Source organism: Rhodoferax sp. GW821-FHT10B06, from assembly GCF_059415605.1.
In genome coordinates, this window is the sequence record NZ_JBWKNO010000014.1 from 123316 (window position 1) to 144351 (window position 21036).

General features: G+C 60.5%; 20 protein-coding genes. 6 read left to right on the plus strand and 14 right to left on the minus strand.

What is annotated here, in order from left to right:
- The first annotated feature begins 299 nt into the window (after window positions 1–299).
- From AC07O2_RS19685 to AC07O2_RS19700, 4 genes are all read left to right on the plus strand, one after another.
- Complete coding sequence (locus tag AC07O2_RS19685; protein WP_495077435.1) at window positions 300–509, plus strand: hypothetical protein; 210 nt, start codon at window positions 300–302, stop codon at window positions 507–509.
- Window positions 510–512: 3 nt separating this feature from the next.
- Entirely contained in the window at window positions 513–3125 is a 2613-nt protein-coding gene (locus tag AC07O2_RS19690; protein WP_495077436.1) for a sensor histidine kinase, read from the plus strand.
- A 121-nt stretch (window positions 3126–3246) separates the two neighbouring features.
- On the plus strand, window positions 3247–3618 hold the full coding sequence (locus AC07O2_RS19695) for a response regulator (protein ID WP_495077437.1): 372 nt from the start codon (window positions 3247–3249) through the stop codon (window positions 3616–3618).
- 34 nt (window positions 3619–3652) lie between these two features.
- Window positions 3653–5005 (plus strand): sigma-54-dependent transcriptional regulator, encoded by a 1353-nt coding sequence (locus tag AC07O2_RS19700; protein ID WP_495077438.1) that lies wholly within the window; start codon window positions 3653–3655, stop codon window positions 5003–5005.
- 34 nt (window positions 5006–5039) lie between these two features.
- On the opposite strand, the gene AC07O2_RS19705 is transcribed toward AC07O2_RS19700, so the two are convergent.
- From AC07O2_RS19705 to AC07O2_RS19730, 6 genes are all read right to left on the minus strand, one after another.
- A complete protein-coding gene (locus tag AC07O2_RS19705; protein ID WP_495077439.1) occupies window positions 5040–6650 on the minus strand; it encodes a methyl-accepting chemotaxis protein in 1611 nt (536 codons plus the stop codon).
- Between the two features lie 329 nt (window positions 6651–6979).
- Complete coding sequence (locus AC07O2_RS19710; protein WP_495077440.1) at window positions 6980–7168, minus strand: hypothetical protein; 189 nt, start codon at window positions 7166–7168, stop codon at window positions 6980–6982.
- A gap of 9 nt (window positions 7169–7177) precedes the next feature.
- Entirely contained in the window at window positions 7178–7564 is a 387-nt protein-coding gene (locus tag AC07O2_RS19715) for an MAPEG family protein (protein ID WP_495077441.1), read from the minus strand.
- Between the two features lie 48 nt (window positions 7565–7612).
- The gene (locus tag AC07O2_RS19720; protein WP_495077442.1) at window positions 7613–8095 is read right to left on the minus strand and encodes a RidA family protein; all 483 of its coding nucleotides are present in this window, start codon (window positions 8093–8095) and stop codon (window positions 7613–7615) included.
- Between the two features lie 90 nt (window positions 8096–8185).
- Window positions 8186–10558 carry a penicillin-binding protein 1C gene (pbpC, locus tag AC07O2_RS19725; protein ID WP_495077443.1) on the minus strand — a complete coding sequence of 791 codons (2373 nt, stop codon included), beginning with the start codon at window positions 10556–10558 and terminating at the stop codon, window positions 8186–8188.
- A 223-nt stretch (window positions 10559–10781) separates the two neighbouring features.
- Complete coding sequence (locus AC07O2_RS19730) at window positions 10782–11285, minus strand: lysozyme inhibitor LprI family protein (RefSeq protein ID WP_495077444.1); 504 nt, start codon at window positions 11283–11285, stop codon at window positions 10782–10784.
- A 1445-nt stretch (window positions 11286–12730) separates the two neighbouring features.
- On the opposite strand from AC07O2_RS19730, the gene AC07O2_RS19735 reads away from it, so the two are divergent.
- On the plus strand, window positions 12731–13717 hold the full coding sequence (locus AC07O2_RS19735) for a hypothetical protein (RefSeq protein WP_495077445.1): 987 nt from the start codon (window positions 12731–12733) through the stop codon (window positions 13715–13717).
- Window positions 13718–13888: 171 nt separating this feature from the next.
- Here AC07O2_RS19735 and AC07O2_RS19740 read toward each other — a convergent pair whose 3' ends face one another.
- The 5 genes from AC07O2_RS19740 to AC07O2_RS19760 all read right to left on the minus strand — a co-directional run bounded on the left by AC07O2_RS19740 (window position 13889) and on the right by AC07O2_RS19760 (window position 17460).
- A complete protein-coding gene (locus AC07O2_RS19740) occupies window positions 13889–14176 on the minus strand; it encodes a response regulator transcription factor (protein ID WP_495077446.1) in 288 nt (95 codons plus the stop codon).
- A gap of 5 nt (window positions 14177–14181) precedes the next feature.
- Window positions 14182–14601, minus strand: a complete 420-nt coding sequence (locus tag AC07O2_RS19745) for a response regulator transcription factor (protein WP_495077447.1) — start codon at window positions 14599–14601, stop codon at window positions 14182–14184.
- Window positions 14562–15485: a DMT family transporter gene (locus AC07O2_RS19750; protein WP_495077448.1), complete on the minus strand. Its 924-nt coding sequence runs from the start codon at window positions 15483–15485 to the stop codon at window positions 14562–14564. Before AC07O2_RS19750 ends, AC07O2_RS19745 begins: the two co-directional genes overlap by 40 nt.
- 11 nt (window positions 15486–15496) lie before the next feature.
- Window positions 15497–16144, minus strand: coding sequence for a 2OG-Fe dioxygenase family protein (locus AC07O2_RS19755; protein WP_495077449.1), 648 nt, complete (start codon window positions 16142–16144; stop codon window positions 15497–15499).
- A gap of 101 nt (window positions 16145–16245) precedes the next feature.
- Window positions 16246–17460 (minus strand): argininosuccinate synthase-related protein, encoded by a 1215-nt coding sequence (locus AC07O2_RS19760; RefSeq protein WP_495077450.1) that lies wholly within the window; start codon window positions 17458–17460, stop codon window positions 16246–16248.
- Between the two features lie 87 nt (window positions 17461–17547).
- Between AC07O2_RS19760 and AC07O2_RS19765 the strand changes: the two genes are divergently transcribed.
- Complete coding sequence (locus AC07O2_RS19765; RefSeq protein WP_495077451.1) at window positions 17548–18462, plus strand: LysR family transcriptional regulator; 915 nt, start codon at window positions 17548–17550, stop codon at window positions 18460–18462.
- Window positions 18463–18517: 55 nt separating this feature from the next.
- Here AC07O2_RS19765 and AC07O2_RS19770 read toward each other — a convergent pair whose 3' ends face one another.
- The 3 genes from AC07O2_RS19770 to AC07O2_RS19780 form a co-directional block, all read right to left on the minus strand.
- Window positions 18518–18877, minus strand: coding sequence for a hypothetical protein (locus AC07O2_RS19770; protein WP_495077452.1), 360 nt, complete (start codon window positions 18875–18877; stop codon window positions 18518–18520).
- A gap of 292 nt (window positions 18878–19169) precedes the next feature.
- Window positions 19170–19997: a hypothetical protein gene (locus AC07O2_RS19775; protein ID WP_495077453.1), complete on the minus strand. Its 828-nt coding sequence runs from the start codon at window positions 19995–19997 to the stop codon at window positions 19170–19172.
- Window positions 19998–20191: 194 nt separating this feature from the next.
- Entirely contained in the window at window positions 20192–20638 is a 447-nt protein-coding gene (locus AC07O2_RS19780) for a hypothetical protein (RefSeq protein ID WP_495077454.1), read from the minus strand.
- Between the last annotated feature and the right edge of the window lie 398 nt (window positions 20639–21036).

Sequence of the window (21036 nt, forward strand, 5' to 3'; positions counted from 1 at the left end):
TTTGTCTGCATCGTTCTAAAAAATTGAATTTACACACGCTCTGTGCGCAAAATAAGAATGTGCTAGGACATGCCCAGGCCGCCCATATTTGTCGGTTTTCACCGACACGCCAAGTCCTTGATTTCATTGGCATTACTGCAGGCCGCTCTTTGGTTTGTCGGGGAATACCGACAAACATTGCAGGTGCAAAGTGCCAAGTCCCTTGATTCCATTGGATATTTTTTCTGGCACGTATCTTGGGAACAAAACACCGTCTGCCGCAGACATGGTGTTCAACTTCTAACAACAAGGGGCTTGCGATGTCCGTTCTCATGATTCTTGTCCTCATCTCCCTGGCCGTGGTGCTGGTACTGACGATTGCCGCAGTCGCGTCGTCTCCGCCACACTCGTTCCAGGTGCCGGGTCGGGTGCAGCGCGGCCCTACGCGTCCAGCCCAGTTGCGCCGTTCTACGGACAAAAAACCTCCCGAGCAGGAATCTCCTTCGGTTATCGCTGCCGGTTTTCAATAGGCCATGCCGACGCTGCTGCGCCTGCGGGCGGGCGGAGGGGTATGGGCCGGGGCCGGCGTGGTCAAGGCCTGGCTGCTGGGCAACAAGCCCCGCTACCGGCTGTGGGTGTCGCCGTCCGCACAGTGGCAGCAACGACTGGAACGCGCGGTGGCCGTGCGCACCGCGGAACTGGCGCAGCAGCTGGACCAGATGCAGGAACGCCAGCTGCAGCTGGAAGTGCTGGCCCACCATGACAGCCTGACCGGCCTGGCCAACCGCAAGCTGCTGCAGGACCGCTTCGCGCTGGCGACAGACCGCTGGCAGCATAGCGGCACACGCTTTGCGCTGCTGATGCTGGACCTGGATGGGTTCAAGGCCATCAACGACCGCCACGGCCATGCGGCGGGCGATACGGTGCTGGTTGAGGTGGCGCGGCGCCTGGTAGCGGCCACCCGCGCCAGCGACACCGTGGCCCGCCTGGGTGGAGATGAATTTGTGCTGCTGGTCGAGGCCGTGTCAGACACGCAGGAATTGCCCCAGCTGTGCAACAAGCTGCTGCAAACCCTGTGCGAGCCGGTGCAACTGGACGCCGCTACTGCGTTGTCCGTGGGCGCCAGCATTGGTCTGGCCATGTACCCCGAGGATGGGGTCGGTCTGCCGCACATGCTGCATGCGGCCGACCAGGCCATGTATGCCTGCAAGACCAGCGGCCTTGGGTACAGCCCATTGCGCGCTATGCCGCGCAGGCCCGATCCGTCAAATTTGTCTGTAGCGATGCGGCCAGCGGGTGCCTCGGCCGCAGCCCGGCCCATAATGGCTTCCCACCTAGCCATACGCCCTGCGGTGCCTCTGCGCGTCGCGGAGACCCATGCCATGCTTTCTGTCGCCGACCTGCAAGCCCGGATACAGCAGCTGCAAGAGCAGTACCAAGCGCTGCAGCGCGATTACCAGAACCTGCAGGCGGAAAAAATCCAGCAGCACATCGCGGCCGACCTGTGGCTGGCCCAGCGCACCCGCGAGCTGAAGGCCGAAGCGCTGGAGCAAAAAAAGGCCGAAACCCTGCAGCGGGTTTTCTACCGCATTGCCGAGCGGGCGGCGGCAGGCCTTTCGTTTTACGATTTCCTGCAGACGGTGCACGGCTTGTTGGGTGAGCTGCTGTACGCCAAGAACTGCTACGTGGGTCTGTACGACGTGCGCAAGCACATGCTGAGCTATCCCTACTACGTGGACGAGCGTGACGGCGACACCATGCAGTGCAACGACGTGCCGTACTGCAAGGGCTTGTCCGAATATGTGCTGCGCACAGGGCAGCCCCAGCTCATAGACCACCAGCGCTTTCTGGCGCTGCAGGCTGCGGGTGAAATTACCGAGGCCAGTGGTGACCTGAGCTTCACCAGCTGGCTGGGCGTGCCCATGTTCATCCAGGGGGTGGTCAGCGGCCTGCTGGTGGTACAGGGTTATGAACCGGGCATTGCCTACAGCGCGGCGGACGTGGGCATTCTGTCTTTTGTGGCCAACCACGTTAGCAGCGCCATCGAGCGGCACCAGGCGCTGGAAGAGCTGCGCAGGTCCGAGGTGCGTTACCGCACCGTGATCGAAAACGTGGGCGTGGGTGTGGTGGTGGTGCAAGACAGTCGCATGGTGTTTGCCAACCCCAGCCTGGTGCGCATCGTGGGTTATCCGCTGGACTATCTGCTGTCCAACCCCTATACCGCGGCCGTCCACCCCGAGGATGTGGCGGTCATGGTGGACCGCCACCAGCGCAGGCTGCGCGGCGAAGAGGTGGAGTCGTTCTACAGCTTTCGCATCATCACACAGGCGGGCGCGGTGCGCACGCTGGAGCTGTCGGCGGTGAAGATCGAATGGGGCAAGCGCGACGCAACGCTGCTTTTCGTGGTGGACGCCACCGAGCGCCTGCATGCCGAGCATGCCCAGCGCATGACACTGCAAAAGCAGGCCGAGCTGAACGCCATGAAGACGCGCTTCATCTCCATGGCCTCGCACGAGTTCCGCACGCCGCTGGCCATCATCCTGTCGTCGGTGGAGCTGCTCAAATACTACGGCGACCGTCTGCCCGACAGCGAAAAATCCGAGGTTATCGGCACCATTGAAAGCGGCGTGCAGCGCATGACGGGCATGCTCGACCGCGTGCTGCAGCTGGGCAAGGCCGAGGCTCAGCTGTTGGAGTTCCAGCCGCAACAGATCAATCTCGCGGCGCTGTGCCACAGCCTGGTAGACGACGCCCATACCCAACAGCCGACGGCCACCTGCGAGGTGGTCAAGGACTTTGCCGCGCTGCCGCCTACCGGCTGTTTCGATGAAAAGCTGCTGCGCCACATCTTTGGCAACCTGCTGTCCAACGCCATCAAGTATTCCCCGCGCGGTGGCACGGTGCGCTTCCGCGTCTATCCTGATGGTGGAAAGACGGTGTTCGAGGTGTCCGACCAGGGCATAGGCATCCCGGAGGAGGAGCTGCCGCACCTGTTTGAGCCCTTCCACCGGGCCTCCAATGTGGGCGACATCCAGGGCACCGGTCTGGGCCTGGCGGTGGTGAAGAACGCGGTAGACCTGCATGGCGGCCATATCGAGGTCAACCGCCTGCAGCCCCAGGGCACCTGCTTTACAGTGCGTATTTAGGTGGCTGCCGCTGCAGTGGGCGTATATTCCCGAAAACTACACGTTTATCCAACCTATCCATCCGGGCAAGGTCTGGCCAGCGTTGCCAGGGCCCGTGGATTACGGTATTCGGGGAGTAGATATGGCGCGTATTCTGGTGATCGAGGACGAGGCTTCGATACGTTCGAACCTGCTGCGCTTCATCCGCCTGGAAGGCCACGAAGCCGAGGGCGTGGCCGATGGGCAACAGGGCCTGCAGGCCGCATTGGGTGGTCTGCCCGACCTGATCTTTTGCGACGTGATGATGGCGCCCATGAGTGGCATGGAGGTGCTGGCCGCCATCCAGCATGTGCCGGCGCTGCAGCAGGTGCCTTTCATCTTCCTGTCGGCCAGTGCCGAGCCCGAGCGGTTGGACGAGGCCCTGCGCCTGGGCGCCCGCGGCTATGTGACCAAACCCTTCAACTTTTCGCAGCTACGTGCGGTGTTGCAGCAGCACCTGCCGGCCCAGGCATGAGCCTGAGCAGCGGCGGCACACGGCGACTTAGTCCATGGCGCGCATCCTGATCGTTGACGACGACCCCGCGTTGCTGCGCCTGCTGTCGCTGCGCCTGCACTACGAGGGCCATACCGCCGTGGAGGCGTCCCATGGCGCTGCGGCCTTGGCACTGCTGGACCAAGGCCTGCCGCACATCATGATCACCGACCTGCAGATGCCCGGCATGGACGGGCTGCAGCTGTTCGAGGCCGTGCACCGCCGCTACCCCTTGCTGCCGGTACTGATGCTGACCGCCAACGGCAGCATCGCCCATGCCGTGCAGGCCATGCAGCGTGGCGTGTTTGGCTACATCACCAAACCCTTTGAGGGCGTGGACCTGATGCGCGAGGTGGACCGGGCGCTGGAGGTCTCGTCCGCTCTGGGCGCCGACATGCCCAGCCCGGACGGCGGCGAGACCTGGCGCGAGGCCATCGTCACGCGCAGCCCGCGTATGGAAAAGCTGCTGGCCGAGGCCCGGCTGGTGGCGCAAAGCGATGCCTCGGTGCTCATCTACGGCGAGAGTGGCACCGGCAAGGAGCTGCTGGCGCGGGCCCTGCATGCCTCCAGCGCGCGCGGGGCCGAGCCCTTGGTGGCGGTGAACTGCGGTGCCATCCCCGAGAACCTGGTCGAGTCCGAGCTGTTTGGTCACAGCAAGGGCGCTTTCACCGGTGCGGTGCGCGACCACGTGGGCATGTTCACCAGTGCGCACCGGGGCACGATTTTTCTGGACGAAATTGCCGACCTGCCGCTGGCCATGCAGGTCAAGCTGCTGCGCGTGCTGCAGGAGCGCGAGGTGCGGCCGGTGGGCGCGGCACGTTCGCACAAGGTGGATGTGCGGGTGATCTCCGCCAGCAACCGCAAGCTGGAGGACGAGGTGGCCGCAGGCCGCTTCCGCGAGGATTTGTTTTACCGCCTGAACGTGGTGAGCCTGACCCTGCCACCCCTGGCCGAGCGGCGTGAAGACGTGGTGCTGCTGGCCAACCATTTCATGCGCAGCCTGTCGCAGCGCTACGCCAAGAACATCAGCGCTTTCGCGCCCGGCGCGCTGGAGCAGTTGAGCAAAGCGCCCTGGCCGGGCAATGTGCGGCAGCTGCAGAACGTGGTGGAGAAATGTGTGGTGCTGTGCACCGGCAGCATCATCGCGGCCAGCCTGGTGCAGGGCGCGCTCAGCAGCCAAAGCTCCGAGTTGTTGCCGCTGGATGAGGCGCGCAAGGAGTTCGAGCGTGGCTACCTCACGCAGTTGCTGAAGATTACCAGCGGCAACGTGGCCCAGGCCGCCAAGCTGGCACAGCGCAACCGCACCGACTTCTACGCTCTGCTGGCACGCCACCAGATCGAATCGGCCCAGTTCAAGGTGGATTCTTAGATTTTTGAGGCTGGCAGGTAAAGCCCCGTATCCACTACGAAACTGCGGCTATGGCCTTTGCTGGCGCCCGAGCGTGCAAATGCTGTGGCATAAAGGACTGGTTTTCATGGCCCAAGGTGAATATGGAAACTGTTGCAACCAGCTCTTGTGCCAAATCTTTCATGCTACTGGCAGCGGCGGCCATTTCCTCGACCATTGCCGCATTTTGCTGCGTAGCCTGATCCATTTGCGTAATGGCCTCACCTACCTGAGATACGCCGGACGATTGCTCGCTGCTGGCCGCGCTGATTTCACCCATGATGTCCGTGACACGGCGGATGGAGTTCACGACCTCATGCATCGTGGCACCGGCTTTGTCGACCAGAACCGTGCCCTGTTCGACCCGTTCCACACTGGCCGATATCAGTTGCTTGATTTCCTTCGCTGCTTCGGCGGAGCGGCCCGCCAGGCTACGTACCTCGCTGGCCACCACGGCAAAGCCCCGTCCTTGTTCCCCAGCGCGTGCGGCTTCCACGGCAGCGTTCAGTGCCAGGATATTGGTTTGGAATGCGATGCTGTCAATGACGCTGATGATGTCGGATATTTTGCGTGAGCTGTCGTTGATGCCCCGCATGGTTGTGACCACTTCAGAGACCACGGAGCCGCCCTGCGTCGCTACCGTGCTGGCACTCAGAGCCAATTGGTTGGCCTGTTTGGCGTTGTCCGCGTTTTGGTGCACGGTCGAGCCCAGTTCCTCCATGGAGGCGGCGGTTTGCTCCAGGGCACTGGCTTGGCTTTCCGTCCGACTGGAGAGATCGTGGTTGCCTTGGGAAATCTGGATGCTGGCGGCAGACACGTTTTCCGCGCTCTGGCGGACATCGCCCACAATTTTTGCCAGATTGGTTCGCATCGTGGCCAGGGCCACCAGCAATTGTCCTGGTTCATCGGCCGCCCCTGGGGGGATGTCAACAGCCAAGTTGCCGTCGGCTATGGCTGATGTGATGTTGACTGCTTGCTGGACGGGGGCGGTGATGGAGCGCGTCGTCCACCAAGCCAGAAAGAGGCCCAATGCAATAGAGGCAACCGTGCTGACGGTCACCAGCAGCATGCTGGTATCGGCTTGCGCCAAGTTCTTCTTGAGGTCGTCATTGACGCCTTGGTCCAAGGTGTCCATCAGTTGTGACAGCACGTCGGCATAGGCCTTATAGGCCGCAGACAGAGAGCTGTCCACTTGTTGCGTTACGTCCTGCCCAGACTCTTTCAATTTAATGAGTTCCGTACGCTTGGCACGGTACGCATCGCGGGCAGACAAGATTTGGTCGTAGAGTTGTTTCTCCTTGCCATTGTGCATGTACGTACCTGCCTCGGTGACGCGTTTGCTTTGGATCTCTACCAAAGCGCGGATGTCTTGGTTCAGGCGGGTAACGTAGGCTGCGTTGTCGGATTTCAACGCCGCCTCGGTGCGCAGCCAGTTCGCCTGGATGTCTGCAAGCCAGCGTTGCACCAAATCTTGGCGCTTGAGTTCGGTCGTGGAAATGTTCTCATTGCTCTGCTTCAAGGCAACGATGCTTTTCATGCCAAGTGTCGCAACCAACACCGTGATGAGGAGCAGAGCACCAAACGCGGCGCCCAAACGTATTCCAAGTTTCAAGTTCGCAATGCGCATGGGGTTTCCTTCTGGGTATAGGGGTTGGTTTCAGCGAGCGGTACTTACTCTTCTGTCAACCCCGTCCATCGGGCTAGACTTTGGAGTGCTTGTCTCGATAGCCTCACTGGCTGTGCCGTTGCATTATTCAACTGCAGATAGACCCTGTCCACGCCCTCGGCCAGGGAGGCAACACGCTGTTTTGAGGGGGGCTAGCTCGCGAATGCCGTGAATGCCTGGATGTGGCGCTTCAGCGGTTTCATCTATATTGATGAAGCTTTGGGGCGGTCTGCCCCTGTTTTTACAAGCGTACGCCGAGGACTGCGTACGGAACCTGCGAATGCAGGTGCTCAGCGCTTGCGCAGCTTGTAGGCCGCAACCAGAATCCGCACGCCCACCAGCAGGGCCACCGTGCCGTAGGCTGCCCATTGAAGTTGGCCGGTCATGAAGCTGCCGGGCAGGATGTTCAGCCCCTGCAGAATCCAGGTCACGCCGGCCAGCGCCAGCAGCCCACCCAGGATGAATAGAAATGTACGCATGGTGCTGCCTCAGCGGATGGCGGCCAGCAGCGCGCCCAGGCCGGCACCGCCCAGCAGGATCAGCGTGGGGGTAACGCTCAGCGTATAGCCCACGGCACGCTTGGCCGGGTCTTGTGCATAAGCGCGCCAGTACACGAAACGGCCCAGTACATAAACCAGGCCCAGTCCTGCCACCGCCAGCGGCGACCAGTAATGTGCTGCCAGGTACAGCGCCGGCAGCAGGATCACCAGCATTTCCAGCGTGTTCATCTGCACGCGGTACAGCCTCTCGAACATGGGGTGCCCGCTGACCGCAGGGGCCTTCACGCCGTACTGGGCGCGCGCCTTGGCGACCAGGCTGGCGAAGAACAAAAACTGCAAAAGCGCAAGCACCGTGACCAGATCAACCCAAACCATATTTGTCTTCCTTAAACGTTGGATGCGCAACAAGCGTTGAGCGCGCGACTATAGCCCTGCAGACGCTGCGCAGGCCACCATGTCCATCTCCACCGTGGCGTTCTTGGGCAGCTGCAGCACGCCCACGGAGGTGCGGGTGTGTGCGCCCGCCGTGCCCAGCACCTGGTAGAGCAGGTCGGAGGCACCATCGGCCACCTCGCTGTGCTGGGTGAAATCGTCGCTGCACTGCACGTACACGGTGATGCGCAAAATCGCCGCCACCTCGTCCAGCGAACCCAGGGCGCGCTGCAGCAGGGCCAGGGCCCGCAGTGCGCAGACCTGGGCCGCATGCTGTGCCTGCACAAGCGTTACACCGGCGCCAGCGCGGCCGGTGACCACCACGGTGTCGCCCACCCGGGGGATCTGCCCGCTGAGGTAGATGTCGCGGCCATTGCGCACCAGGGGCACGTAGTGGCCGCCGATCTTGATCTCGCCGTCAAAGGCATAGCCCAGCGCGGCAGCGGCCTGCTGGAAGCGTTCGTCTCGGGACATGTCCATTCCTGAAAAATTTAAATGAAATAGGGCGCTAGCGCAGAGATTACCTGTGCTAGAAGCTATGAAAAATATAGTAACCGTGCAGGGTTAGCGCACGGCAAAGCGTACCTGTTCAAACCGCCCGGCGCTGTCCATGGCTGTCAGCGCGTGCGGGCCGGGTTCGGCCAGCGGCAGGCGCAGGCTGCCGGGTGTATTGCCGGTCTGCTGGGTGGAGCCCACCCAGCGGCCGTCCAGCAGCCAGACCACCGGCTCGGTGGTGCCCAGGGCCTGCAGCTGCAGCGTCAGGCTCTTCTTGCCGGGCACGGCGTGCAGCACGCTGCCGGGGTCGATGCCGGTGATGCGCAGGCTGCGGCTGGGCGTTTGGTGGGCGCAGGGCGGGCCCAGCGGCAGGCGCTCCACCGCGCTGCGCTGGGCGGGTTCTATCCAGGGTTGCAGCAGGGTGGGCCAGCGCGCGTATTCCACCGCGTGCTGGGCGTTGCCGGGCTGGCAGCCGGGGCGCAGGCGTTCGCGCTCGTGGTTGTCTACCCAGGCCGTGTCCAGCAGGCTGTGCGGGTTGACGCGGTCGGGCAGGGTGGGCGGCGCGGTGTCGTCCAGCGTCCAGGCGCTGCGGCGCACGGCACAGTGGGCCGGATCGGTGACGCTGGCGGCCAGGCCCAGCGGCCAGCAGATGTCTTGCGCGTGCACATTCGGCGGCACCGGCCGGCTCTGGGCGGATATGGGGCCCAGCGCGGCCAGCAGGTCTTTCACCAGCGGGGCGGCGGTGTTGGCGCCGAAGTGGCCGGGGTTGGGCGTGCCGTCCGGGCGGCCCACCCACACGCCCAGGGTGTAGCGGTCGGTCACGCCGATGGCCCAGGCGTCGCGAAAGCCAAAGCTGGTGCCGGTCTTCCAGGCCACGCGGGCGCTGGTCTCGCGAAACGGCGCGTCCGGCCGGCCGCCGTTCTCCAAGATTTCGCGCACGATGAAGGCCGCGCCGGGGCTCATCAGCCGGGTGTCGGTGTGCGGTGCGGTGGGCGTCAGCCGGGGCAGGCCGGCCACGCCGTTGCGTGCCAGCGCGGTGTAGGCGCCCACCAGCTCTTCCAGCGTGGTGCCCGCGCCGCCGAGGATCAGGCTCAGGTTGGGCGTGGCGCCTTGCTGCATGCGCAGCTTGAGCCCGGCGTTGCGCAGCTGGCCGGCAAAGCGGGCCGGGCCTATGCGGTCCAACAGGTCCACCGCCGGCACGTTCAGCGAGCGCTGCAGAGCCTCGCTGACGCTCACCGGCCCGGTGAAGGTGGCCTGGAAGTTACCCGGCGCGTAGCCGCCAAAGTTTTGCGGCGCGTCGATCAGCAGGCTCTCGGAATGGATCAAGCCCTCGTCCAGCGCCATGGCGTACAGAAAGGGCTTCAGGGTGGAGCCCGGCGAGCGCACGGCGCGCACCATGTCTACGTGGGCGGCACGCGCGTTGTCGCTGAAGTCGGCCGAGCCAGCGTAGCCACGGATGGCCAGGCTGTCGTTGTCCACCACCAGCGCAGCGATGGACACGGCGTCGGGCAGGCTGCTCAGGCGATCCAGCAGCACCTGTTCCAGGCGGATCTGCAGGCCGGCGTCCAGCGTGCTTTGCACGATGCCATTTTGTTGAGATGCGTGGGGCTGGCGGCGCAGGCGCTCGGCGGCCAGCGGGGCCAGCCAGCGGGCTTTGAGTGGCGGGGCAAACACGCGTTCCAGCAGCGCGTCCTTGACCAGCGCCGCATCCCATAGGCCCAGGGTCTGCATGCGCTGCAGCACCTTGTCGCGCGCGGCCTGGGCGCGGCCTGGGGCGCGGTCGGGTCGCAGGCGCGACGGGCTTTGCGGCAGGGCCACCAGCAGCGCTGCCTCGGCCGGGCTCAGGTCGCGGGCCGACTTGCCCAGGTAGGCGCGGCTGGCCATTTCCACCCCCTGCACCTGGCCGCCCATGGGCGCATGGTTCAGGTACAGGGTGAGGATGTCGCGCTTGCTCAAATGCCATTCCAGCTGCAGGGCGCGGGCGATTTGGCGCAGCTTGGTGCGCAGGCTGCGCGGCGCCGGCCCGCCGTCGGGGGCGTTCAGCTCCAGAATGCGCGCCACCTGCATGGTCAGCGTGGAGCCGCCCGAGACGATGCGCCCATACCGCCCCCACTGCCACAGCGCCCGCGCCAGGGCCACGGGGTTCACGCCCGGGTGCCAGTCGAACCAGCTATCTTCGTACTGCAGCAGGGCTTGCAGATAGCGGGGTGACACGGCCTCCACGGTGGTCGGCTGGCGCAGCGCGCCGTCGGTACTGGCCCAGCTGCGCAGCGGCGTGCCGTCTTGCGCCAGCACCACCAGCGTGCCGGGCGGCGCCAGGCCGGTGCGGGCGGCTTCGGGGAGGGGGAAGGCCTTGTCCAGCGTCGATAGCGCGGCCAGCAGCAGGGCCAGCCCGATCAGGGGGGGGCGCCAGGGCTTGGGCAGGCGGGGGAGGGTGGGCACGGGGCTATGGGGTAAATAGGGAACTGGCGCAGAAAATATATGCGCTAGCAGCTATATTTTTAGTAGCGATTTATCTGACTAGTTGCCGATACCTGCGACGTAGCTAGTGGTTTGATGGACCGTAAATGCAGATTAGCGTCCGAGGCTATTGGCAGGCGGCACGGGCCGCAAAGCGGTATTGTGACGTTGCCTACCCGCGTAGGGCGACCAGTTATATCTTTCCTCAACCATCGCTTTTGCGAACTGGGCAGCCATTGCACTTTGTACCAATATGCTCACGAATTAGTTTGATTCGTTCACATGAAAGGTTCATTTGACAGATACCTGTCGATATAGAACACATGCCCGATATTCCAGAGTCGCAGGCATATCCTGACGATTGGTAGGAGCATTCTGCGTTGCGATAGGAAAGCCATGTACGTTGGGCTTTTACCAACTCCGAAGAGTCGGCCAAATCTTCCTTTAAATTCCTGTATTCCTTGTTGAGTAAGTTGTCTACCAATTGACCTTTTTTACCAAGGCAACGAGTCATGTCTTGTGTGCCGCCATCACTGCATTCGGACTTGGCTTCTTCCACCCAATTGCCAGAACACACTGCATCCGAAGCACTCGCAACATACGGGAGAAAAAACATGATCACGAGTAGAAAGAGTCGCATACAGATATAAGGTGATGTACCCCGCAAAATCTGCGGATTAAAAAGTTCGTTGCCGTATACGTCGGTCATCGGAATCTCCTGAAATTGTCTTGCAGGCTGGTTATTCGCAAAGGGCGCCAATTCTTATACAGGTATAAAAATCTCGGCAAATCCCTCAGTTAAACAGTTGCCCACTATAGCCCGGTGAAGTCTTGTGACTGCCTTGGAGTCTGTATCTTGTCTCCAATCAGTGAAGAGCTAAATGCTCTGTTTTCGTAGCTGTTTGCGCAGGTGGAATGTGCGCTGGGGCCGCTTTTCTCTTAAGTATTTTGATGGACGTTTGTGGTGACGCATGCTGCGTTAGCGTCACATTCGCCGCTGGCCGGGAGTTCGCCCCGGCGGGCGAGTAACTTGTTCTTTTGCGCAAAAGAAAAGTCACCAAAAGAAAGGCGCCCCCACTGTCTGCGCCCCAGCGTTATCACGCTGGGGAACCTGCGGTGCTCGCTTTGGTCGGGGTCTGGCTAAACTCGCTTCGCTCAAACAACGCCAGCCCTGATCCGCCCAAAGCTGCGCTCCTCGGCGCATACAGAGGGGGACCCCGGGGATCGGGATCGGTGGCGCGTAGCGCCACATCGCGCCTAGGGCGCGAGGCTGCTGCAGCCCGGCTGCGCCGGGCTGGGTATTGGCTGTTGGTATCTGGCTGTTTGGCTGTCCGCTCCCCCGCCGTGTGGCGTCGGCGAGTAGCGCAGGGCTGGGCGGATCAGGGCCCGCGATTGTCTGAGGCCGAAGGCCGAGTTCGAGCGGGACCCCGCTCAGGCCGAGCAACGCAGCGTACCCCGTAGCGCAGCGAAGGGGGCGACGACTTCGGCTCACCTTTTCTTTGGTGACTTTCTTTTGGCGAAGCAAAAGAAACGTTACTGCGCCGCCGGGCGCACATCCCGGCCGGGGATGCTGAAGACATCAATCCTTCCAATGGTTCAAGCCAAATCGCCCGCTAGCGCAGGAGCCACCTGCGCAGCCAGCTATCAATTTGGGAGTGAGCGTCTATTCGGTCCTGGGGGCAGAGCCGAAATGCGGGTGGTCGTCGTTGATGCCGATGGGCAGACAGAGTGCAATTCGGATCTACCTCCCATGGCCTTGCGCCGCCGGGCGGCTTGCCCAGCCTAGGCGGCCTAGTTCTACCAGTTTGGGTGCTGCGCCGGAGTTGGTGCCTGGGCGAACACCTTGAAATTCATATGTGCTTCGGCTCGCAGCAGGTGTAGTTGGGTCGTACAGCATTGAATAGACGGTGCCTATACGGCATCGGAGCCATATGCAGTCGGGGCTATTTTTCGCACCATGCAATTGCCCGTCACACACCGCGTCGGGCAATTAACCCCCCTTCTTAAGGAACGCATCGTGCACAAACCACAAATCACTTAGGTCTCGCAGACCCCGTCATCCCGCATTGGGCTGGCCCGTCAATCACCGTTCTTTATAGGCCCGGCACAACTGCCGCGACCTGAATACCTATTTAGATATCACAGGAGCATCCCATGTCTGCAGAATCCATCATTGTTGAAATCGATCCCGGCCAATTGACACAACTACAAAATAGCAACTACAGCCTGTATCTTGCCAAGAAGGTCAGCGGAGCGTTCACCGTGATCTGGCAATCTCAAGGCCCGCTTCCTACCGCAACTAACCCCGTTGCCTACGGACCTAAGAACACCTTCAACATAGCGGTACCGAGTTACATGGTGAACTGGAGCTCGGAAAAAATAACCGAAGGCTCCGTCACCGCCCAAGCGTCAGGGATCAACCAGAAAATTAACACGGGACAAACAGTGACACTCAGTGCTGGTGGACTTTTCACGACTCCGGCCAATGGGGGGGCAGCCGGAGTCATTGCTATCAACAACGAGCGGCAAGGCTATCCTTATGATCTGCTGCTTGACAACAATGGAAATCCGATCTTTGCCAACAGCAGCGGCATGCCGCCCAACGGCTCAGCGACCCTGACACCGATCGATACCTACCAAATCTGGTTCAACAGCTACCAAGATACGGGAACCATCATCGCCAGCAATACCAGCGAAGTTACGACCGTCACATTCGATGGAACCACGACCACGCAGACGATCAGCTACACCGCTGCGGGCACTTGGGAGGCCGGCCCTCTAGCTTCGACCATGGATCTGGCGGAAGGTACTGGACCGGAGGGAAGTTTGGTCATTGCTGAGGTCTTGGTCACGTTTAAGTATGCGCTGTCGCTAGCGGCAGCGACCTTTCTGCTGAGCAAATTTATCGACAAGTTCTCCAGCGGTCTGCGTCCAAGTTCCGTGACGACTTCGGCGGGTAGCTTCACATTGAAGGTAAAGTTTGATACGCCGAAGAACCGGGAGGTCTTGAAAGTGTTCGGTGCCGGTAAATTTGACGAAGCAGTCCTCCGCGCCCTCAGTGCCGTCAAGAACGAGAAAAACTCCGTCTTGGCGAGTGAGACATGGACGGTGGGCAATACGGCCATTACTGTGAGCCATTGATCGTCTGCGCAACGCCTGGGGGCTTGGTTCAGGCACACGGTAGCCAAGACTGAGCCTTAACTTTTGCCCCTCTCCCGCTGGGTGGTTACCGTCCAGCGGGAGAGGGGCAACACTTGTTGTAACTGCATCTTTGGTTTACCCAATAAGCCGTCAGCACACATATCGCCTGCCTTACCTGCTTTCAGCTTCATGCCCTGGCAAATGGGGGGCGATTCTATGGTCATGCTGGTGCCGGACGTCCTCATCTCGCTGTGTTTGCGCTGCGAAATGTCGAACCAGTTGTGACGTATCGTGAAGCCCCAGCTTGCTCATAATGTTTTCTCGGTGCTTTCGGACGGTGAGGTCGCTGATGCCCAGCACCCGTGCGGCTTGCTTGCTTGTTTGCCCCTGTCCCACAAGCGTGGCTACGTCGCGTTCACGCGGCGTTAGTGGTTTGGCTTGAGAAGCATCCATGGACATGGGCGTTAATTTCCCGAAATGGGATTTTGGTTCAAGACATAGACCAGTAGCTCTGTGGCGGTGCTGCAACCCAATTTGCGCAATAGGCTGGCGCGGTGCTTACGCACGGTGTATTCGCTGATATTGAGAATGCGTGCTGTGGCTTTACAGCCAAGACCTGATGCAATACAGGAGAGCACCTCCTTTTCACGGGGGGTGGCGCTGGGGTTTTCACGCATCTGCTGGAGCGCGATGGCTGGCGCCCACGGGCGGTAGCCATCGCGTTGATTTCGCGTTAAGCCATCTGCGTCTACGAGGTGGCACTTCCCGCAGTCTGACGCAGGCGGTGTTTCCCAAGTATCGAAGAGATAGATTGCTCTTAAATCGATACCCCAAACAAGGCGCCTTAGGTCTTGGCACCAGGCGTTGGCCGGGTGACCCACCATGCTGACCCTACGATGAGTGCGCCCCCTAGCCAGCCTTGCGCGGTGGCGGCTTCGCCCATGAAGACTGTGGCGATCAGTGCGCCAAACAGGGGCTCGCTGCCCATCAGCAAGGCGACCCGGCTGGGGCTGGTGCGGGCCACCGCATAGTTCTGAACAAAGAAGGCCAGTACGGTGCACAGTAAAACCAAAAAGGCCATGGCCGCCCAGAAGCCGATGGTGATTGGCAAGGGGTGAAACGTGGGGCCTTGGACCACCAGCAGCACAGCTACTGCGCCCACTGCCATCACGCCCATCTGGATCGCTGTCATGGTGAGTGCAGGTAGCTGGTGTTTTTGCCCATGGCGGCGGGTCAGGCATACCATCAGGCCGCGCAGAAGTGCGGCCAGTACCATCAAACCGTCACCCCACACCAGCTGCGATCCACCGCCATGCTGGAACGCCAGCAGGCCGGCCCCCAGCATCGAGAGTGCTGCTGCTGCGATGACGGAGGACGAGGGCTTTTGACCGAGCAGCCACCACTCGCAGAACGGCGTGAATGCCACGCACAAACTGATGAGAAAGGCCGCGTTGGAGGCGGTGGTCAAAGATACGCCGAAGGTTTCGCAGATAAAAATGGCCAGCAAGTTTGCGCCCAGCATGATGGCCCCGCCCAAGGCGCTACGCCACGGCATGCGGGCCAGGGGCTTGAGCGCAGGCAAAAGCAGCACAAACGTCAGACCAAAGCGCAACACCAAAAACTCTAGTACAGGCAGTTGCTGTGTGGCCAATTTGGCCGCCGTGTAGCTTCCGCCCCATACCGCAGCGACCAGCAGCAGCAACAACTCAACCGGCCCAAAGCCAAGCCAGGCATGTGCATGTACCTTGGATGGCGCTTTGATTGTCAAGGTGGTTTGGGTCATACAACAGCCCGGGTAAATGCCACGACGAGTACGTCTCTGAAAGCCGGTTTGCCCGGCACCACCGGTACCACGGGCGATACGGAGTGCATGGTGCGGTGGTCGTCGCCCACCATGATGTCCATGGGCTGCAGCAGGGTGCGTTGCCAGAGGATTTCTCGGCGCTCGTCCGTGATGGTGGTTTCTCCACCTTGCACGTTGTGTCTGTCCACCAGCAGGCTGACGATGTAGTCCACGCCGTCCCGGTGCAGGCCTTCCGGCGTGGGCTGCCCCGGTACGGAACCACTGGCTGTAATGCGGTAGGGGTGCACGCGAACGTTCCAGCGGCATGCCTTGCCCTCGCATTGGTCATACAGCTGTGTCAGCCAGTCGAGCAATCTGCTTAGCACAGTATGCGACGCGAAATCGGGCTCCAGGGGGTCGAACTTGCGGGCGACTCCGCCATTGAGTTCGTTGATGTACTTGGGCTGCTCATATGGTCCATGCGGCAACTGGCGGCGCTCACGTCCTCTGGACATCTCAAACTCGCCGTAGCGGCGGTAACGGTAGGTGCCACCGTCACCCATGTACTGGTCGCAGGTCAAGCGCTCCCAATAGGAGCCAAAGTCGGCTACCTCTTCGCCCGATAGGGCCAGCAACGTTGACAATGTGGCCCCAGGGATAAATACAAAATGGCTGCGCTGCAGGTGGCGTCCAAAATCACCCATGCCCTTGGTCGGGGGCGCAACTGTATCCAAGCTCGGGCCGATCATGCCTGCACCTCCAAAGATTCCGCGCTGGTTTGGCGTGTTGGGGGCTGGAAAGCGCTTTGCAGAAGACTCTTTTCCCAGGCATCGCGGTCTGTCAGATACAGCGGGCGTTCGGCCCGGATCGAACATACGTCCATTGCGCCCTGGCGCAGCACGTAGCCCACCGTGCCTGATACTTTGACTGCAGACGTCTGGATGAATGCTTCTGCGCTTTGGCGCAACATGCCATACCAACGCCCCTCTATGGCTTCGCGGGTCCACAGTTGCTCCATCGCTATTTTTTCACGCATGGTTTCGGCATCCAGCACGGCCGTTTCCAAGTGGCGGTAGGCGTCCATCAAGATGGTGGCAGCGGGGGCCTCGCGTACCTCCAGCACCTTCTCTCCACCGGCTAGATGCTCCAGTCCGCTGTATCGGCCGATGGCATATGCCCCCACCTGCTGGTTCAACAGTGCAATCAGGTCCAGCAGCTGCATCGGTTCTCCATCGACAGCGACCGGCAGCCCCTTGTGAAATTGGATGCTGATTTCCCGCTGCTCGATGGGCAGGCCGGTCTGGCGCGTCCACTCATACAGGGTGGATGGCACCCAAAATCCTTCGGGGTTGTCGATGGACCCCGACTCAAACTCGCGGCACCACAGATTGGCATCACCGCTAATACCTCTGGCCTGAAAACGCGTGAGTCCCAACAGGCGGAGTGCTTCTATCTTTTCCTCCCGCGTCAATATGGAGCATTCATAAGGCGTGCCAAAACAGCCCTTGAATTCCAGCTGTGCGATCGCACCGTTGAGCCTGCGCAGGCTGTTTTGGGATTGGTTGGCGGTGTGCACAATGGCCGAGCACCCTAGCTCGCTGGCAGCCTGCACGGCACAACGTGCCAGCACAGGGCGCGACAGCGAGGAGCTCACGGGATACATGCCCATATAGCGGGCCTGCGCACGTATCGCCGGGAGCACGGCCTCCGTGGCAAAAGATTCTTTGGCGTCCACCACCTTCAACGTAGCGCCAAAGAAGTCGGCAATGTCCTGCAAGTCCTGGACATGGGCGCTTTCTCCGACATCGATCGCCAGGGCGGTAGTTTGAAGTCCACGATCCGCCAGCTCTTTGAGTACGTAGCTGCTGTCCAGTCCGCCACTGAACAGCGTTAGCACATGGTCTACCCGGCCCACCATGGCATCGAGATCGTCAAAACTGCGAATTCTTCTGCTTTGCATAGCATTTTTCCCGGTTGTTATTGGCTATGGCATTTTTGGTGGGGCCTGGAAATCTGACTAGACTGCATGGCTGAACAGGAGTTGTGCATGGCGGGAACAAACGAGTTCATAGACGTTTTGAGGGAGTTGGTGGCGTTTGTGAAAGTGGTTGAGTCGGGCGGCTTTTCAGCTGCGGCGCTGCAGCTGGATATGTCGCCATCGGCGGTCAGCCGACAGATCACACGGCTTGAAAAAGCCATGGGTGTACAGCTGCTGCGGCGCACAACACGGCAATTGCATCTGACGGAGGCGGGCCTGGAGGCTTTTGAGCGCGCACGCGAGATGGTTGCTGCCGCCAAGGCTACTTTGCAGGTGGCCGAAGGGCATATGCGCAGCCCCAAGGGTTTGGTGCGCGTGAGTGCGCCCAAGGCTTTTGCGCGGCAAGTGCTGCAGCCGCATTTGCTGGCGTTTCTTCAACGCTATCCAGACGTCGATGTGCAGCTGCTGGTTGCCGACCGACCGGTAGACCCGCTGCGCGAGAACATGGATGTCGTGATTCGCCTGACCGAGGACCCGCCCCAGGGCATGGTGGCCAGGTCGCTGATGCCTGTGCGCCAACTGCTAGTGGCCAGCCCAGCATATCTGGCTTCGCATCCGCCCATTTTGGCCCCGCAGGATCTCATGGCCCACAGCTGCTTGTCTTTGGGAGAGCAATTGGGGGATAACCGCTGGCGGTTTTCGCGCGGCAAGGAAACGAGCGAGGTGCTGGTGCAGGGGCGCTATACCGTAAACCATAGCGAGATGCGGCTTGAGGCCGTTCAAGCCGGTCTAGGCGTGGGCTGCTTGCCAGACTTTGCAGCCGCAGCAGCGATCAAGGCAGGCCGTGTTGTACCCGTTTTGCCCGAGTGGTTTTACGAGGCCAATTACCAGGGCACGGCGTACATGCTGTTCGCTCCATCACGCTACACTGTGCCTAAAGTGCGGGTGCTTATTGACCACTTCGCCAGCTGCCTCCAGGCATAGCGCGACGGACGGTTGGCCCCAGCACTGTTCGCCTTGACTTGGCAAAGAGCTGGGCCTAGCGTGCTTTGCAAGATGCCATTTTGTTTGGATGCGTGGGGCTGGCGGCGCAGGCGCTCGGCGGCCAGCGGGGCCTGCTGTCCTCGTACTGCAGCAGGGCCTGCAGATAGTGCGGCGACACGGTCTCCACGGTAGTCGGCTGGCGCAGCGCGCCGTCGGTACTGGCCCAACTGCGCAGCGGCGTGTCGTCTTGCGCCAGCACCACCAACGTGCCGGGCGGCGCCAGGCCGGTGCGGGCGGCTTCGGGGAGGGGGAAGGCTCGGTCTAGTGCCCACAGCGCGGCTAGCAGCAGGGCCAGCCCGATGAGCGGGCGGCGCCAGGGCTTTAGGCGGTGGCGAAGGGCTGAGAGCGGGGGCACGGGTTTGTGGGGGGAATAGCTTGGTGGCGCAGATGATACCTGCGGGGGTAGCTATGGTTTTGGGAGCGAGCGGGGCTTTTGTGGGCGAAGAAAGTGCTTTGGCTATATGCGGTTAACTCGGCGCGGGTGGGGCCTAGGGTGGGTTGATCAGGTTGGTGCAGGCAGGCGCGCCCGAGGACAGGTGGGCCAGAGATTTTTTGCCTGAGGACTTCACAGACTTAACCGTTTAACAGGAGAGGCGGCGCAAGGGCGCAGCCCTTGTGACGTCCTCTTGATGGGTTAGGCGCATCCCTCACTGCCTGGCGAAGTACTGATCGACAAGCCAATTAATCCGCCGCTTATCTGCTTCAAATTCCTCCCGCCGTGTGGCCCAAACTGCAACTAAATCACGACGGATTGGAAAAATAGCGGTGCAGAGTGGCTGCTGCTCTTGGGCGCATGAAATCTGTTCCCCAGGTGCTTTTGCTAGGAGTGCTCGAGCAGCTTCTCCACCCATTGGGCCACGGCCGCCGATGGCGAAAAGCTGGTCGTTTGAGCCAATGAGGTAAGCCAGATCAATGACTTGAAAGTGCTGCGGAGAGAATTCATTCTTGCCGTTGTAGAGACCTATAGAGCATTGGTCTTTTTCCCAGCGCGCCAATAGCCTCTCGCAAAAACCACTTGAAACATACGCATGCGTATGAAGGTGGTAGTCCTGCAGTCGACGGTATGCATGAATACTCAGATCTATTCGTACAACTCTTGCACCGTTGAGGCTTTGCGACAGCACTTCTCCCATAGGAACCAGAGTGCTGTCGCTTAGTATTATGTTGCTGGTCGTAGTCGAAGAGAGCAACGCAATAGTAGGCAGTGTCAGCTTTTCGGAGCCGATGCGGATCGTTTGATACTGAGACAGCACCTCTTCTGTTGCCGGCAGCTTTGCAGATTGTCGCTCGTCGCTGCATCCGCCAAAGGCAAGCACTAGAGCCAGAGTGGCGATATTCAATCGCATGATGCGCCGAACGAAGGACCCAAGGTCGATGAGCCCAGCTAATGAGCGTCCATAGAAAAATGCCAGAACAAGCGAGAAAAGCGTGCAACTGCCAAGGACTATTGCAAAGCTCTTGAAGGACCGTTTCACGGTAGCACCAATTTTTTGTAGATGGGGACCACTACTGCGGTCCAATGTTCGACATAAGTTGCCTGCCAAAGACAGGTCCGTTCGACCAGTTAGAGGGCAAGCTACGCCTCTTCATGGAATGCATTTACGACATATGGTGAATGCTGAACTGCTAGCTTAAATTCTGGCAATGCCTCGACTGCCTGATAAAAGCATCAGCCGTAGCTGTGACTGCTTCGCGGTTTGGGTACACGATGTTTCTTCTTCAGATTGTCGGCATTTAATGTGGCCCTGGCTCCGCAATAAGTCCAGCATTCGGCGCCTTCGCTTTTAAAGCTGGCAGAACGACCATCGGCACGCACAAAGACTTTGCAAGCATGCTCTTTTGACGTGGTAACCAGTACATCACTTTTCATGTAGCCAAGACCTGTGCACTCACAAAAGTGTCCATTTGCCCCACGGGTCTTTAAGAACACATAGTAGCCACCTTGCTTTCTTCGTTCAATTGCGACGCCTTCTTCCAACGGAGCTTCGCAATCCCAGCCTGAAGGGGCGACCGTTGAGATAAAACAGTTGTTAGTTTGTCGTGTGTATTCGCCTTCAATCTTTGCCATAGTCAGGGCAGGCAACAAGAGGCAGAGGATTAACAGGATTTTTCTCATTTGAAGTCTGCCTGGTGAATAGATACGCGTGGGGTAGTCTTGCTTTATGCAGGTATAAAAGTTGTGACAAACACCGCACTCTAAGCTAGGAACCACTATAGCCGGCGGATTCAACCGGTCGATGTAACAGCTTCGCTGGAATCCTTCCCTCTAAAGGTGGAACTACCAAATGCTTTCGTTTCCGAGGCTTGTTGCGCATGCGAAATATGCGCGGGGACCCCTGTTTATTTGACGATTTCTATGCGGTTTGGATGATGTGGATAGCTCTTGGTATTTATGCGATCCCCGGCCGGGAGTTCGCCCCGGCGGGCGAGTAACTTGTTCTTTTGCGCAAAAGAAAAGTCACCAAAAGAAAGGCGCCCCCACTGTCTGCGCCCTCCGCTGGCGCTACGGGAACC